This window comes from Bradyrhizobium sp. F1.4.3 (assembly GCF_040548375.1).
Classification (GTDB): Bacteria; Pseudomonadota; Alphaproteobacteria; order Rhizobiales; family Xanthobacteraceae; genus Bradyrhizobium.
In genome coordinates, this window is record NZ_JBEPRN010000001.1 from 167,138 (window position 1) to 180,671 (window position 13,534).

Here is a 13,534-nt window from a genome sequence, read left to right on the forward strand (position 1 = left end):
GCTCGTTCTCGCGCAACGGCTTTGCAAAGATGGTTTGCGCTGGCAAGCGCGGCCGCTTGTCGGATTTCCGTGCGGAATCCGGCCAACCTCGCCGGCGGCGAGGCCGGTCCCAATGCGCGCAACTTCCCCCTCGTTCAGACAAGCGCAGCGCGCGAGCCTGCCCCCGTCGCAGCGGCACCGGCCTCGCGATCTCTTGCGCCGTTCGATCGCGTCATGGGCCTTAAGCTCGTCTGCCGCACGGACTCCAAACGCGGGTCGGAAGTCGAATGCCGCTCTGCCGGGTCATCCGACCTCCCACAGCGGACCCAAGGGCCATCGCGTGGGAGATGCCTCGGGTACCGTGCGATACCTCTCTCGTCGGCGGAAACGGGGGTCTCAGCAGCGATCGGCGAGGAAATGTGTCGGGGGCTTCACCATCGGAAGTTCCAGACCGCCCTGCGGCCGGACATAGGGACCCGTTCTCGATGGGCCAATCGGAAAGCAAGACGACTTAGCTTCCCATACCTCCGGAGACCACCAAACCGGCACCGAATCCCCGCTCGGGCCTGCTTGGTACCTCTCCCTCCGCGCTTGGCGCCGACCTTACCAGCCGAGAGCGAGGCGAGCGGGAGCAAGACCTCCGCGGAAGGACTGCCCCGGCGTAGGATCCGACCGTGGCTTCAAAAGCTGGACGATGTCACCCGTCGCGCCAAGCTGGCCGGCTCGATCGTCGCGCTGAAGCTCTGTTATTCGAATTTTACGGACATTCGGCCTGACTAGGGTCGCTTAGTCGACTAATACAATCATAGTTCCAATTCGACTTTGATGGACGGAAAGCGTGTCCGTGGATTGCACGGCTTCCATCGGTCTACTCCATCGGAGCGATCCGCGTCGTGAGTCGTTTGAGGTTCGCAAGCAATTGGCCCCGGACCTCGCCTTCGTCCACGGCCCATAGATCGGCGAGAATCGGCTCGGCCTTGGCAACCTCCCAGGGAAACAGGGAGCGCCCCTCGATCTGTGCGAAGGGACCGTCCGTCTCAGTCAGTATCCTGTCGCGGGGCATCTGGGCAACGAGGCCGCGTCCTCTCTCGCCGGCGAGCATCGCCGGGCCGACGCTGAACCAGCAACCCTGATCGACCGCGCGTTTGAGCTCGCGGCGCGTCCCGGAAAACCAGTGCAGGACGGCCACACCGGCGTCGGCTTCGGACGCGAGAGCGTCGAGAACCGGCGTGGCCGCACGTCGACTGTGGATCGTCATGACTCGGCCTCCGGCGACATGGCACATACGAAGGATCTCGACGAACACGCTGCGCTGGGTGTCCCACGTGGCCTTGAGCTCGGGTCCGCCGTCCAGTCCGATCTCGCCGACATACCGCGATCGCGGGAGCAATTCCTCGAAGAGCCCGAGTTCGCCCCGGCGTTCCTGCGCGATCTGAGGATGCAACCCGATCGCGGTGCGGATACGCGCCGCATCCTTGGCCAAGGCGGCCGTTCCCGACCAGGCCGAGGGCGTCGTCGTCACCGACAGAACGAAAAGGTTGCGCTCGATGCATTCCTTCGTTGTCGCGACCGGATCCGGATAAAGATCGAGATGGGCGTGAAGGTCGATCACTTGACACCGAATTTTGCGTGCAAGGCGCCGAGTTCGCCAAGTCCCCTGCGTAGCACATCCTTTAGCGCGTCGCGCTCCTCGATCCCTTGCCACGAAAGGGCTCCGCCAAGCCAATCGTCGAAGCCCGCACCCTTCGCTGCCGCCAGCGCCATGCCGACCGAGCGGACGTCATCGAATCCGGCGTGATCCGGATCGTCCCGACCGAGATGTTCGTAGACGTAGTCGGTCGGATCGTCTTCGCCCCAAGCGAGGAAGGCCGCTCTGCGGACCTGACACGGCACGCACCGCCCGCAATGGCGGTAGTTGTAGCGCTGAAAGCGGCCGCAACTCGTCGAGTTCGCCGCCAGCGTGCGCAGCAAGTCCTGGTCCGCGCACGTCTTCAGCATCTCGCCCTTGGTCGTGTATCCATAAGGAGTGTGGATACTCACACCTAGGTTCGCGGCGTCGAGAACGTCTTGGAACCTTGAGAGGAAGTAAGGGTGCGCCGTACGGGTGCTCAAACTCCCAATGCGGCTTCCCGTCAGAGGCGGGTTGATGGCGATGAAGCCGTTTTCGCAGACGTAAAGCGGCAAGCTGCCGCCGGGACGATATGGCTTGAGCGCCGTGGCGACGAGAACGCCGAAGGCAAGGAAGATGATCGAGCGCGCCCGCTGGGAGGTATCTTCGGTGCCCGGCACTGCCGCGTTGTCGTTCAACTGGAAGTGCCGCAGACCACCGCCGATCAACGACGCGAACCTGATCTGTTTTTCTCCATCGCCCCGGACTGTCTTGCTGATGGCGACGGGTCGCTGTCCGGACGCCGCAAGGTCGATGGCGCCGCTCAAGCTGTCTAGCCCACCGGACAGGAGCACGACGCTGCCTTCGGGCGGTCGGAAAACTTCCGCCGGCGGTTGCGGCGCTGCACCGCCGGCGATGAAACGGAATTGCCATCGGTCGGTCGTGAGAAACGTCAACGCGTCGGCGAGGAGGTCCGCGGACTTGTTCCAGAATGCCGGGTCGGCGACCGCGACTTCCATCTCGAACTCGCGTGTCCAGCCGTCCGGACTTAGGCTACGTCGTCCCGCTGCGTCAGCCGCCATGACGGACATCGCGATGGACAGCAGATCCCACGCCCTGCGGTTCGGAGCCAGACGCGCTCTGCGAATGTCGTTGCGCACGGCCGCACCCGCGCTGCCGCGATCTTCAGCCCCAGGCTGGCCGTAGAGGACGACCCTGAGCGTGTCACTCTCCTTCAGTCGACCAACCTCGGTCGGTGCGCAAAACAATTTCACTCTTCGTACCCCTCGAAGACCTCGAACGTCTCGCGCAACGCGGCCTGGACGACGCGCGCGACGCGTCCGGCGGTGAGCCTGCGTCCCTGTTCCTTGAGTTTGCGGAAGGAGGCGGCCACAGTCTCGGCGATGTACGACCGCATCTGTTTCAGTCGAGCCAGCGCGACGGACGCGGTGGGCGCTCTCTCCAGCAACGTCTTGCCGACATCCAGCTCGAAGCGTCGTGCCACGTCGATGGCCGTGAATTTCTCGATGACGAACTCGCGTTCAGGATCGGACAGATCGAGGAGATCGGCGTCCGGGTATTCCGTCAGCAATTCGGACATCGCGTCGTGGATGGACGCACGTTCGGCTTCCGCATCCTGAGTCCCGTCGATCGGTCTGACAGCCTCGATGATCGCGCTCGCGATCTCTTCGGTGGACCGGCCAGCGAGCGCGGCCGCATCGACGGGAGCGTTCGCATCCCCCTGCGCGGTGGAATAGAGGGCATGGCCGAGCGATCCCGCCGTTTGAGCGGTGCCGCCGAACCGCTGCGTCGCGAAATTCGATCCCCCGTAGCCATTGCGGACGTAGTGTCCGAGCCCGCGTCGAAGGTCGCGGCCGTCCCCGGATCGCGCGAAATTGCCCAAGCTAGAGCGAACGCCGCCGAACCGTCGTTCGGGTGCCAACGGCGCCGGCTGCGGGCTTGACGATGGCGCTGCGGGAGGCGGGGGCAGGGCGCCATCGGCCGGAGGAGCGTCCGGCGGGACGTCCGGAGATCCGGGCTGGGGTACGGGGGGTACGGGATCCTGTGGGGCGGCCGGTGTCCAGGGAGGGACCAACGGCACGCCTGGGCCGGGACCGTCACTAGATTGCGACGTTCCCATGCTCTCTCGTCTTTCTGATTGCCGTCTTCACCGGGCGCGAAACGTCAGGAGACGAATTCCATGCATCGAGGACACTTCTCGACCATGGACGGTCGCCGATCTTCGGTACGATGTTCGGTTGGATCTGTTGCAAAGGACGGTCCGCGAGGAATGCAGCGATACGGGCTCCTTGTGGCGGGTCGGCATCTGCGAGAGCGATGCAGGCGTTGAGGATAGGCGGGACACCCCAGTCCTGCTCCTTTCTGGCGCGCTCGAGCAGGCGATCCATCATCACCGTGACTTCGATACGCGAGACTCGGGTCAGCCTATCCTTGAGCTGGTGGGCCATGTCGGGGTGCTCGAGCAGGGCCGTGAGCAACTCGGCTGCCTCCGACGACAGGCGGTCTTCGGGCGTGATAAGCGGCGCTTGCTCGCGGCCGACGTAGAGCGCGCCGCGCAGGTCATGGTCGTGAAGGGGCGGCGTGAGCGCCAACCATTCCTTCACGAAGGGAGCGTTCCACGGCGCCTTCAGATCGAGATCGCGCCCCGCTGTCGCCGCGTCTTCCCATTCTTGGAGGAACGTAGGCTTTCCCTCACCCGAGGCGCTGACGCTCTTGACCAGTTCGGCATACGCTGCGGTGTCGCCGATGCGCTCGAAAAGCAACAGCTTGGCGAGCACCGCTTCGTCGACGCCGACGCCCTGCGCTTTCGAGATCGTCATCCGGATCGAGAGCGCGTTCAGGAAGCGCTTGATCAGCCGCGGATTTCCCAGAATCCCCGACGCCGTCGTCATGAGCGAGGCGAGCCTCTCGGCCGTGTCGAATTGACCGACAAGATGCTCGGGCAACTTCACGCCAAGCGATTGGACGAAGGCCCGGTCGACCTTCTTTCCCTGCCACGTCCGCTTGAGCTGGCCAATCATGCCAGCGCGGATCTTCTCCTTGTCGTCGTCGGACAACTCGCTGTTGTCCACGAACAGGAGCATCATGTAGGCGCGGACCTCCTGGGTCCCGAGCTGCGGCACCCGAATGGGAACTTGGATGAGCTTGTCGAAGTAGTTGGTGACCAGCAGGTCGTCGCTGACCCCGACGAAGTGCTTCCGGACGGCGTGCTTGATCATGTCGTTGTCGGCCGCGATCACGAAGGCGGTGTTCTTGAGGAACAGAAAGAGGCGGATCGCCTCCAGCGTCGAGATCGTGGTTTCCGGCAGGCATCGGTCGAGATCGTCGATCAGGACGACCAAAGTTATCCCGAGCTCCTCGAGCGCCTGTTCGAACGCGTCGCGCAACGCCTGAATCTCCTTGGGCGGTGAAGTTTCCTCCTTCGGGTTCAGCAGTTCGCCACCTTCCTGCGCCGCGTCCGCCGCAGCTTTTTTGGCGGCTTCACCGGTTTCCTTCCCGACCCCTTCGGACCAGACCTTCTTGGCGAGCTCGAAGATCTCGCCAACGGCCCCGACCGGGGGCACTCCGAAATAGATCGAGGCGGCCGAGGTCGCTGCGAGTTTCGCGGCCCGGAGCCATTTCACGCGCTTGGCAAGGGACGCGACCTTGTCGAGTGCCGTCTGTCGGCTCTCCGCTTCCTTCGCGAGCTTGTCAGCGATCACATCCATCAACGCAGCACGCGCGTCGTCATACCCCTGGTAGAGCCAGGCATTGAACTCGACGAAGACGTACTTGTCGGCGGTCTTCTTCCCGCTCTCGTCCTTCCTGGCGGCGATCGCCGAGCGGGTGAGCTTGATCATCGAGGATTTGCCGATGCCCCAGGCGCCAGACACGCCGATCGAGATCGGGCGTCCCTTGGCCTGCACAATGATCTCGGCCACGGTTTCGGCGACGCCGGAGAAGTTCAGGAAGTCCCGCTCGGTCTCGTTATCGGGCCACATCGGCAATCTCTCGCCTGAAAAAGCTTTTGGAAGCGAAATATCTGTTGCGCGAGCAGAGGAAAGGCAGCGCGACTGCCGAGCGCTGCGTTGTTACGTTCCGTTCTCCGAAAATGCAACCCAGACCTTCTTCTTACGTCCTATGGTTGCTGCTCTGCACACGCGCTTCAAGTCTCCATCGCTTCGGCCATTATCGCGAAAGTGACCTGCAGGACGCTGCAAAGAGGCGGGGATGCGGCCGACGGCCCCGCCGGGACCACTGCGACGAAACTCCTAGGCAGTCGCCGCCGAAGCGGTAACCATCTCCTATCCGCTTCGGTTTGCGCCCTTTTTTGTTGCCCACTGCTTGTTTATATTCTGAGGTCCACACGACGGTCGGAAAAGCGGGCGGAGAGGCGCTCCACGCGATGGGCGACGGGCTAAATGAAGGCATAGTGGGCGACACCGCGAAGCTGATGATGCATCGGCTGATCGTGCGGATGCTTCGCCGCGACCCGTCATTGGTCGAGAAGGCGAAGTTGGCTCATGAGCGCCAAGCCAATCAGTTCGCCGGCTGGCCCTTCGTGCGCGAGTGGCAGGAATTGCTTGCGCTACCGCCCAAGGAACTAGCCTCTAAGCTCATCAGCCGCGACCGCGAGATGGTGCGGCTGCGTAATACCTCGCCGTTCTGGCTCGCCGAGGGAGTCGATTTTGGCGACTACCATGCCCGTGTCCGCTTGAGGAAGGCGGCGAGACGGATCGTCAAACGCAGCCTGTCTGCGCAGCCTGACTTCCTTGTTCCGGGAGGTCCTTGATGGCCGACGATCGCGGCATACGGACTTTGGATGACCTTCTCCGGGTCGTCCGAGCCTTGGCCTTCGAATTCAACACGGACAACGTCTTCGTCGTCGGCAGCCAAGCCATTCTGGCATCGATGCCCGATGCGCCTGAGCCGGCAAGGGCATCGCCGGAGATCGACGCTTTCCCGGAGAACGCTAGGATCTGGGAGCTGGAAGAGAATGCCAAGTCGCCGGGCGGTGATCCGAACGTTGCGTCGGAGCACATCGACGGCTTGTTCGGTGAGAGCAGCCAATTCCACCGTACTCACGGCTTCTACATCGACGGCGTCGACGAGACGACGGCGAAACTGCCGGCGGGCTGGCAGGTTCGCGCGATCAAAGTAAGGACCGAAGTCGCAGGACGAAGCGTGTACGGCATAGCGCCGGCTCCGGAGGATTTGATCGCCTCCAAACTTGCGCGACTGGACGACAGGGACAAGCAATTCGTCGAGGCGATTCATGCGCAACGCCCGCTTGACCTTGAACTCGTCGAACGCCGGATCCATGAGACAAATCTGGATCCGGCACTCCAGCAACGAGCGATTGCCTACATCAGAAGCTTGAGGCCCGAGGAAAAGCCGGAAGCACCGAAGTTGCCATAGGTCATCGCGGTTCGAGGGGAGGGCGAAGGGATCAAGTGCCCTACATCTTCCCGATCTTTAGCGTCACGGCGGCAGCCGATGGCAATAGCCATGGCTCGATCGAGGGCCGTCAACGTATCTTTCGATGCCTCCAACGATCTTTTGCGCCGCACCCCATCGCAATCGAGATGATCTAACTGCGCGAAACGGAAGCAAGTCGAGGCAGCCGACACCGGCTTTTTGTCGGAGCGGCCGGACCGGTGGCCCCAAGGAACATCTTCATGCTCGCGATCGTAGTTTGCGTCTGGCATCCGGAGACCGACGAGCTACTCTTTGAGGGTGCGAGCACGTCCTTGAGCGTCCAGAACGTTCGCGACATCGTCGGGCCGAGCTTTCCGGAAGATCCGGAAATTATGACAGCGCACCCTGTGCCTGTTGTGCATGGGCGCGCGCTTCTTCACTTAATGGGAAAGAGGTTCGACGGTGATGGCGAGTTTCAGGTTTCCTGCGAGCCTCTAAGGTTCGCCGAGGTCTCCCGATTGTCGCACTAGCGCCCCGAACCGATCTCTCGGCAAGCCCCCGTCAATTGACGACGGTGCCGGAAATTGCGCGGCACCACTTGCTCGATCGACGGCGACCAGAACCGCGTCAGCTATCCAGAATCTCTCCATCGGCGTGCTTCGCCGCCCAAACATCGTGGATGACGGAAGGGCGAGTGATGCGTTGCTTCTTCAATTCCGGCTCAGGAACGCTTTGCAGGAAAGTGAGCGAGTAGACTCGATGATTGCCGTCGAGGATACTTAGGCCCGTTTCTATCGGCATGGTGACAGGCACGCGGGGGAATTGTCCTTTCACCGCCAGATAGCTCACGCAAGATTCAAAGCGCTTCTTGCTGTTGTCGCCGCCATAGCCATTCTCGATTCCGAGGACCAACGCCTCGAACATGGAGTTCATGATCTTGCGGGAATTAAGCGACAGCTCGTCGAAGCTACAGTCGCGCGATTCCTTCGTCCACGTGACCTTCTTCCACCACGATACCGGCTTTACGATGATGTACTGCCACCGATGGCCGTTGAAGGGGACCGGTGGGGGCCAGCTCATGCCCTCCTGGTTCGCCAAATTCAATAGCCATTGATCCACCACGTCGTCCGGCCAATCCGGCAGGTCAGCTTTGATGTCGGTAAGCGCGACCAAGAGCGTCTCCTCGAGCGTTCAGGCGGACCCGCTCGACTGTGCTGTCGACTCCACCTGCGGATAGTAGCGTTTGAAGTCGTCATGGCTCGCCAGTGCGGTTGGGCGATATGCGCCGACGCCAGCACATTGTCTGACTTCCGGCAGGTCGAAGCGCGTGCGCACGGTCGGATGTACCGGCGCCTGGTGGTTGATCTCGCGGACTTCGACTTCCCAGTTCCTGGTGCCGACGAGGTTTTGCAGCCATCGCCATTTCGGCAGACTGGCGGCGTAGGCGTCGAGCGTGTCGCGCATGCCCGCGATCTCGCAATGCTGAACGCCGTTCGCGCCAGGGAAGACGTTCAGTGCCGGTCCGTTGTCATCAGTCTTCGGCATCCTGATCCCGTCCACGTAGATCGGCCCGGTGATCAAGCCGTCCGGGATGGACGTGGCCTGCTCGCACATCCAGGCGAGGGCGATATCCGACAAACGCGATTCCGGTTCCGGATAAGATCCGCCGATATCCGAGTGGTTTCCTGCGAACCAGAGCTGGATGAGACGCGGAACACCCGGCGTTGCGGGGTGCACAGACGGCTCGGTGCCGCCCCAGCCGACCCGGGCGAAATCCTTGCGCGTCTCGTCGATCGCGTTCGCCGAGCGCGCAAAACGTACATGTTTGCTGAGAAGGCGATCGAAATTCTTGCCGGTCCACTCGGCGGTATGAGAGCGCGGCGGATCGCCCTTGTTCGGGAAGTCGTAGATGGTCTTGAGATTGACCGTCCGCTGCCGTTTCCAGAACCAGGTGACGGCAATCAGCATCGCCAAATGCGTGACCAGCCACGCCGGCACGATGAAGCCCCATAGCAGGCCGGCCTCCGAGACGATGGCCGTCAGCGCACCGATGATCGCGGCCGGAACGAGCGAAGCGAAGAAGGCGAGGGCAGCGACGCCGAGAGTCAACCCGGCCTGGATCATCCGGCGTCGCGGACCGCTGGCGCCGAGGGCAGCGACCGTATCGAACACGCCGACGAAATATGCCGCGGCGTTGGCATCCAAGCCGTCGCCGGAGCCGTACTTGGTCTGAAATCGCCGCGCCAGTTCGAGCCTCTCCGCCTCGAACTGCTCACGCGGGTGGCCCGCGCCGTGTTCCAGCACGGTATCCACGGCTTCCCAAGCGATGTCCTTCGCGGCCTTGCGGTAGCGCATCAATGGGCCGGAGGGCGTCTTCTTGGGGACGCCGCAGAGCATCAGCAGGTTCGCCAGGCTTCGGACCGTGTAGGCGCCCCGGCTGAACCCGAAGAGGAATATCCGGTCACCGTCTTCGTAGTGGTTGATGATGAATTCGTAGCAGTCGGCAATGTTGCGCTTGATGCCGTCGCCCGCGATGGATCCAAGCATCTTCTGGACGAAGCGCACCGGAGCGGTGAGGGCGGTAGCGCCGATATCCGTCCCAAGGCCAGCGTCGTAGAAGACCACTTGCCTGGACGGATCGATGGCCGTGTCCGCGTGGTCACGGCTCACACGGTACATCTTGTAGATGTTGCTGATGCGCTGCTCCGGACGCGCGCCGCCGTCTTGGCCGGTTCCGTCGGAATAGACGACGATGTTCTTGCTCATCCTGAACCTGTTTATCCGCTGCGGGGCCGGCCTCGCGCCGGTGCCGCCCTAATTCCGCGATCATGCCGCCTCTCGGCTAGAAAACCAAGAACACCGGGTGAACAAAGCCGGTTCAAGATGATTAATACTTGAACAATTTCATATATATAGCGTGATAAAATTAATCTGGTAGCACATCTTGCGTGGCCAAATTGCCATCATATCTTCTTAAGTGCGCGCCTTTGATCTGCAATCGGTCAAGGAGCCGCGACCGATCTTTCGATCGTTGAATCAGGGGGATGGGAATGGTAGTTAAAGCATCACTTTTCAAAGTCGACAACGGCGACATGGTGCTGTTCGAGACCGAGTCCGGTCGCCGGATCCTGACCGACATCAACATCCGGGAGGCGGCCGACGACGAGGACGACGACACCCCCAACGTGGGGAAACAGCTCCGGAACAAGCTCGATCGGGACGATAAGGGGAGGCTGTTCGTCGATGGCTTTCTGAACACCCATCCGGACGCCGACCACATCCGGGGCCTGGTCAAGCACTTCCATCTCGGCGACCCGTCGACCTGGGTGAAGGCCGACGACAAGATCATCATCCGTGAAATGTGGTCCTCGCCGATCGTGTTCCGCCGGGCGAAGGCGAAGGACGAGGATCACGTCCTTTGCGCCGATGCCGAGGCTTGGCGCGACGAGGCCCGCCGCCGCGCCAACAGGTTCAAGAAGGAACGGACCGCCGAGGACGGCAACCGCATCCTGATCTTGGGCGAGGACGTCGACGGCAAGACCGATGACCTGACGGAAATCCTGGTGAAGGTCGACGAGGTGTTCTCGAAGATCTGCGGCGTACAGGACACTTCCTTCGAGGCGCGGCTGCTGGCGCCGATGCCTGCCGACGAGGAAGCGGAGGAGGAGGTTCTGACGAAGAACAACTCCAGCGTCATCATGCGTCTGGACCTGAAGGTGTCCAAGGTCACCCGCGGGCGCTTCCTTCTCGGCGGCGACGCCGAGGTCGCGATCTGGGACCGCATCTGGGAGCGCAACAAGAAGTGGCCCGAGCGTCTGCAGTACGACGTTCTGATCGCTCCGCACCATTGTTCGTGGCACAGCCTTTCCTACGATAGCTGGTCCGAAAAGGGCGAGAAAGCCAAGGTGTCCGAGCCCGCCCGGAGCGCCCTCGGGCAGCCGCTGGATGGCGCGCTGATCGTGGCCAGCAGCAAGACCATCAAGGACGACAAGAACGATCCGCCGTGCATCCGTGCGAAGCGCGAATACATCGATATCCTCGATCCCGTGAAGGGAGAATTCAAGTGCGTCGCCGACAGTCCGGGCGACGATCCGCTGGCGATCGAGGTCACTTCGGTCGGACCGCGCATCAAGCGCGCTGCGGTCGCCGTCAGCGTCGCCGCCGGCACCGGTATCGGAAGCCAGCCGCTCGCCCACGGATGAGCCGATGGCGGCGATCTCCGCGGCAGACGATATTCCCATACCCGTCCGACGGGCGCTGCGCCTCATCGAGGCTCACCCGTCCGTCGAACGGGTGACCGCCGAACGGATCGAAGGAAGCGACGCCGTCCGGGCCATGGTGGAGATCCGGACCGAACTCCCGAACGCGTGGAGGGCCGCGGGCGAGAGCCCGTCGGGCGTCCGCGCGGTCGAGCCCGTAACGTTCATCTTCACGGCAGGATATCCCTTGGGGGCGCCGCTTATCCGCCTGCGCGCGGACTTCAATCGCACCCATCCTCACATTCAGCCCTTGAGGAATGGCGGTCCACCCGAACCGTGTCTCGTCGCAGGTTCGCCGCGTGAGGTACTGCGCGTTCGCGGAATAGGCGGCCTTTTCGAACAACTGGTCGACTGGCTGGACAAGGCCGCGATGGCTCAGCTGATCGATCCGGAGCACGGCTGGGAGCCGGTGCGGCGGGACGGGATCGACGACGTGATCGTTGCGGATCCGACCTGGTTGACGGGTCTGCCCACCCGCGACGGCGGCTGCGCTGCCTTCGCGGCCTGGTACTACGCCTCCGATCGCGGCGATCTCGTCACCTATCGCATGGAGGTTCCGCAAGGTGAAAAGTTGCCGCTGCGACCGGAAATGGCCGACCAGTGGTGGTTCGAGCCGGTCGGTGCCCGAGGGAGAAGAGGCATCACCAATGCCTTGGTCGCGTGGTCGGGAAAGCTCCCGACCGGTCGGCCGTTCGTGGCGGATCGCTATCTTCCGGAAACGGTCACGACGATTGACGAGCTCTTGAAGCGGGCGGCCGAGCTGGGCTGCCGCGAATTCCTGGAGCCGAAGCTCGGAATCCTGCAGGAGCGGGTTTCGCAATCGAAATTGAAGGAGAAGCAGCCGATAGCCGTCATTCTGTTGGCGCGCCGCCCGTTCGAGGTGATCGGCACGACTTCGCCGATCGAGATATGCCCCTACGTCGTGGAATTGCGCGGCGGCGAGGCGCTCTCGTCAGGCAGCGGCAAGCTGGTCAGGACCGCCACGCACCGAGATGAGGTATCCCCCGAATTGCTGCGACGCGCTGCGGGCGACGACGGGCAGGCGCTGCGTCCCTGGACGCTCCTCGGCTGCGGAAGCATCGGATCCAAACTCGCCGTTCATCTCGCTAGGTCCGGACGGGGACCCGCGGCCCTCATCGACGACGGCATCCTGCAACCTCACAATTTCGCGCGCTACGCCACGCTTCCGTCTGACACGAAAGTCGAAAGCTTCTGGTCCATTCCAAAGGCGCACTACCTGGCCGAGGCACTCGCGACCCTCAAGCAGCCGACGGTGCCGCACGTCGTGGACGTCGTCGCGCGCGCATTCGATGACCAATCGATCACTCCTTTGGTCGCCCGAGACAGCTTTGCCGTAGTCAATACGACCGGCTCCGCAAGCGTGCGCGAGGCGCTGGTCTTGCCTGGAGTCACGATCGACCGGCCCCGGGTGGTCGAGGCATGCATGCTGGGCATCGGAAGCGTCGGCCTGATGTCGGTGGAGGGACCGGCGGCCAACCCGTCGGCGACCGATCTGATCTGCGAGGCCTATCGCCTGATCCATTCGGATCCCACCCTCAGGAACGAGGTCTTCAACACGAAGGCCGAAGCGATCGCGATCGGTCAGGGCTGCGCGGCCATCACGATGCCGCTGTCGGACGGCCGCTTGTCCTCGTTCGCGGCGCCGATGTCCGAGCATATTCGCCGGCTCCAACGCGACGGTCTTCCCGAGACCGGCGAGGTGCTGGTCGGCAGTTTGGCGGCCGATGGGCTGAACCAGATATGGCATCGCAAGGATATCCGGCCACGCATCGTCGTAGGCGACGGCACGGACAGTGTCGTGCGCCTTAGTCCGGAGGTCGACGACACGATTCAGCGAGAGGTCGCTGCGCGCCGTGGCTCGGAGACGGGCGGCATCATCCTCGGCCGCTATTCGGACGTCGCCAACGTCTTCCACGTCGTCGGCACGATGCCCGCACCGCCCGACAGCAAATTCTCGCGCGACGAGTTCGTGCTGGGTACCGAGGGACTGAGGCCCATGCTGGAAGATCTGATCGAAGGATCTGGCGGCGCGCTCTACGCGCTCGGGACCTGGCACAATCATCTCGTCCCCAGTGGCCCGTCCAGGAAGGACGTGAAGACCGCCGCTCTGCTTTCGATACGCCAGTATTTTCCGTTGCTGATGCTGATCCACACGCCGGCTGGATATGTCCATTTCACCGCTGAAGCCTTATCCGGAGCCGGCAGCTCACACAGCGCCGTGGTCAAGGTGGCAAGATGAAGAATCCGA

General features: G+C 62.8%; 11 protein-coding genes. 5 read left to right on the forward strand and 6 right to left on the reverse strand.

The window, feature by feature from the left end:
- Nucleotides 1-847 precede the first annotated feature (847 nt).
- The 4 genes from qatD to ABIB73_RS00950 all read right to left on the reverse strand — a co-directional run bounded on the left by qatD (nt 848) and on the right by ABIB73_RS00950 (nt 5,589).
- A complete protein-coding gene (gene qatD, locus ABIB73_RS00935) occupies nt 848-1,591 on the reverse strand; it encodes a Qat anti-phage system TatD family nuclease QatD (RefSeq protein WP_354220526.1) in 744 nt (247 codons plus the stop codon).
- On the reverse strand, nt 1,588-2,862 hold the full coding sequence (gene qatC / locus ABIB73_RS00940; RefSeq protein WP_354220528.1) for a Qat anti-phage system QueC-like protein QatC: 1,275 nt from the start codon (nt 2,860-2,862) through the stop codon (nt 1,588-1,590). Before qatC ends, qatD begins: the two co-directional genes overlap by 4 nt.
- A complete protein-coding gene (gene qatB, locus ABIB73_RS00945) occupies nt 2,859-3,491 on the reverse strand; it encodes a Qat anti-phage system associated protein QatB (protein WP_354220530.1) in 633 nt (210 codons plus the stop codon). The genes qatC and qatB overlap by 4 nt, the downstream gene beginning before the upstream one ends.
- Before the next feature lie 217 nt (nt 3,492-3,708).
- Nucleotides 3,709-5,589 carry a KAP family P-loop NTPase fold protein gene (locus ABIB73_RS00950; RefSeq protein ID WP_354220532.1) on the reverse strand — a complete coding sequence of 627 codons (1,881 nt, stop codon included), beginning with the start codon at nt 5,587-5,589 and terminating at the stop codon, nt 3,709-3,711.
- Nucleotides 5,590-5,993: 404 nt separating this feature from the next.
- Between ABIB73_RS00950 and ABIB73_RS00955 the strand changes: the two genes are divergently transcribed.
- The 3 genes from ABIB73_RS00955 (at nt 5,994) to ABIB73_RS00965 (ending at nt 7,536) form a co-directional block, all read left to right on the forward strand.
- Nucleotides 5,994-6,380, forward strand: a complete 387-nt coding sequence (locus tag ABIB73_RS00955) for a hypothetical protein (protein ID WP_354220534.1) — start codon at nt 5,994-5,996, stop codon at nt 6,378-6,380.
- A complete protein-coding gene (locus ABIB73_RS00960; RefSeq protein ID WP_354220536.1) occupies nt 6,380-7,006 on the forward strand; it encodes a DUF6036 family nucleotidyltransferase in 627 nt (208 codons plus the stop codon). The genes ABIB73_RS00955 and ABIB73_RS00960 overlap by 1 nt, the downstream gene beginning before the upstream one ends.
- 260 nt (nt 7,007-7,266) lie before the next feature.
- The gene (locus tag ABIB73_RS00965) at nt 7,267-7,536 is read left to right on the forward strand and encodes a hypothetical protein (RefSeq protein WP_354220538.1); all 270 of its coding nucleotides are present in this window, start codon (nt 7,267-7,269) and stop codon (nt 7,534-7,536) included.
- 97 nt (nt 7,537-7,633) lie between these two features.
- On the opposite strand, the gene ABIB73_RS00970 is transcribed toward ABIB73_RS00965, so the two are convergent.
- Both ABIB73_RS00970 and ABIB73_RS00975 read right to left on the reverse strand, forming a co-directional pair.
- Nucleotides 7,634-8,179 (reverse strand): hypothetical protein, encoded by a 546-nt coding sequence (locus ABIB73_RS00970; RefSeq protein ID WP_354220540.1) that lies wholly within the window; start codon nt 8,177-8,179, stop codon nt 7,634-7,636.
- 18 nt (nt 8,180-8,197) lie between these two features.
- Nucleotides 8,198-9,772, reverse strand: coding sequence for a T6SS phospholipase effector Tle1-like catalytic domain-containing protein (locus ABIB73_RS00975; RefSeq protein ID WP_354220542.1), 1,575 nt, complete (start codon nt 9,770-9,772; stop codon nt 8,198-8,200).
- A 284-nt stretch (nt 9,773-10,056) separates the two neighbouring features.
- Between ABIB73_RS00975 and mblB the strand changes: the two genes are divergently transcribed.
- Together mblB and cap2-3 are read left to right on the forward strand one after the other, a co-directional pair.
- Nucleotides 10,057-11,208 (forward strand): anti-phage 6A-MBL system MBL-fold protein, encoded by a 1,152-nt coding sequence (gene mblB / locus ABIB73_RS00980; protein ID WP_354220544.1) that lies wholly within the window; start codon nt 10,057-10,059, stop codon nt 11,206-11,208.
- Between the two features lie 4 nt (nt 11,209-11,212).
- The gene (gene cap2-3, locus ABIB73_RS00985; protein ID WP_354220546.1) at nt 11,213-13,525 is read left to right on the forward strand and encodes an anti-phage 6A-MBL system cap2_3 protein; all 2,313 of its coding nucleotides are present in this window, start codon (nt 11,213-11,215) and stop codon (nt 13,523-13,525) included.
- Nucleotides 13,526-13,534: the final 9 nt, after the last annotated feature.

Bases quoted from the DNA above. Each gene is read 5' to 3' on its own strand.
- ABIB73_RS00965 (WP_354220538.1), top strand. From the start codon at position 7,267: ATGCTCGCGATCGTAGTTTGCGTCTGGCATCCGGAGACCGACGAGCTA.
- ABIB73_RS00955 (WP_354220534.1), top strand. From the start codon at position 5,994: ATGGGCGACGGGCTAAATGAAGGCATAGTGGGCGACACCGCGAAGCTG.
- ABIB73_RS00975 (WP_354220542.1), bottom strand. From the start codon at position 9,772: ATGAGCAAGAACATCGTCGTCTATTCCGACGGAACCGGCCAAGACGGC.
- cap2-3 (WP_354220546.1), top strand. From the start codon at position 11,213: ATGGCGGCGATCTCCGCGGCAGACGATATTCCCATACCCGTCCGACGG.
- mblB (WP_354220544.1), top strand. From the start codon at position 10,057: ATGGTAGTTAAAGCATCACTTTTCAAAGTCGACAACGGCGACATGGTG.
- ABIB73_RS00960 (WP_354220536.1), top strand. From the start codon at position 6,380: ATGGCCGACGATCGCGGCATACGGACTTTGGATGACCTTCTCCGGGTC.
- ABIB73_RS00950 (WP_354220532.1), bottom strand. From the start codon at position 5,589: ATGTGGCCCGATAACGAGACCGAGCGGGACTTCCTGAACTTCTCCGGC.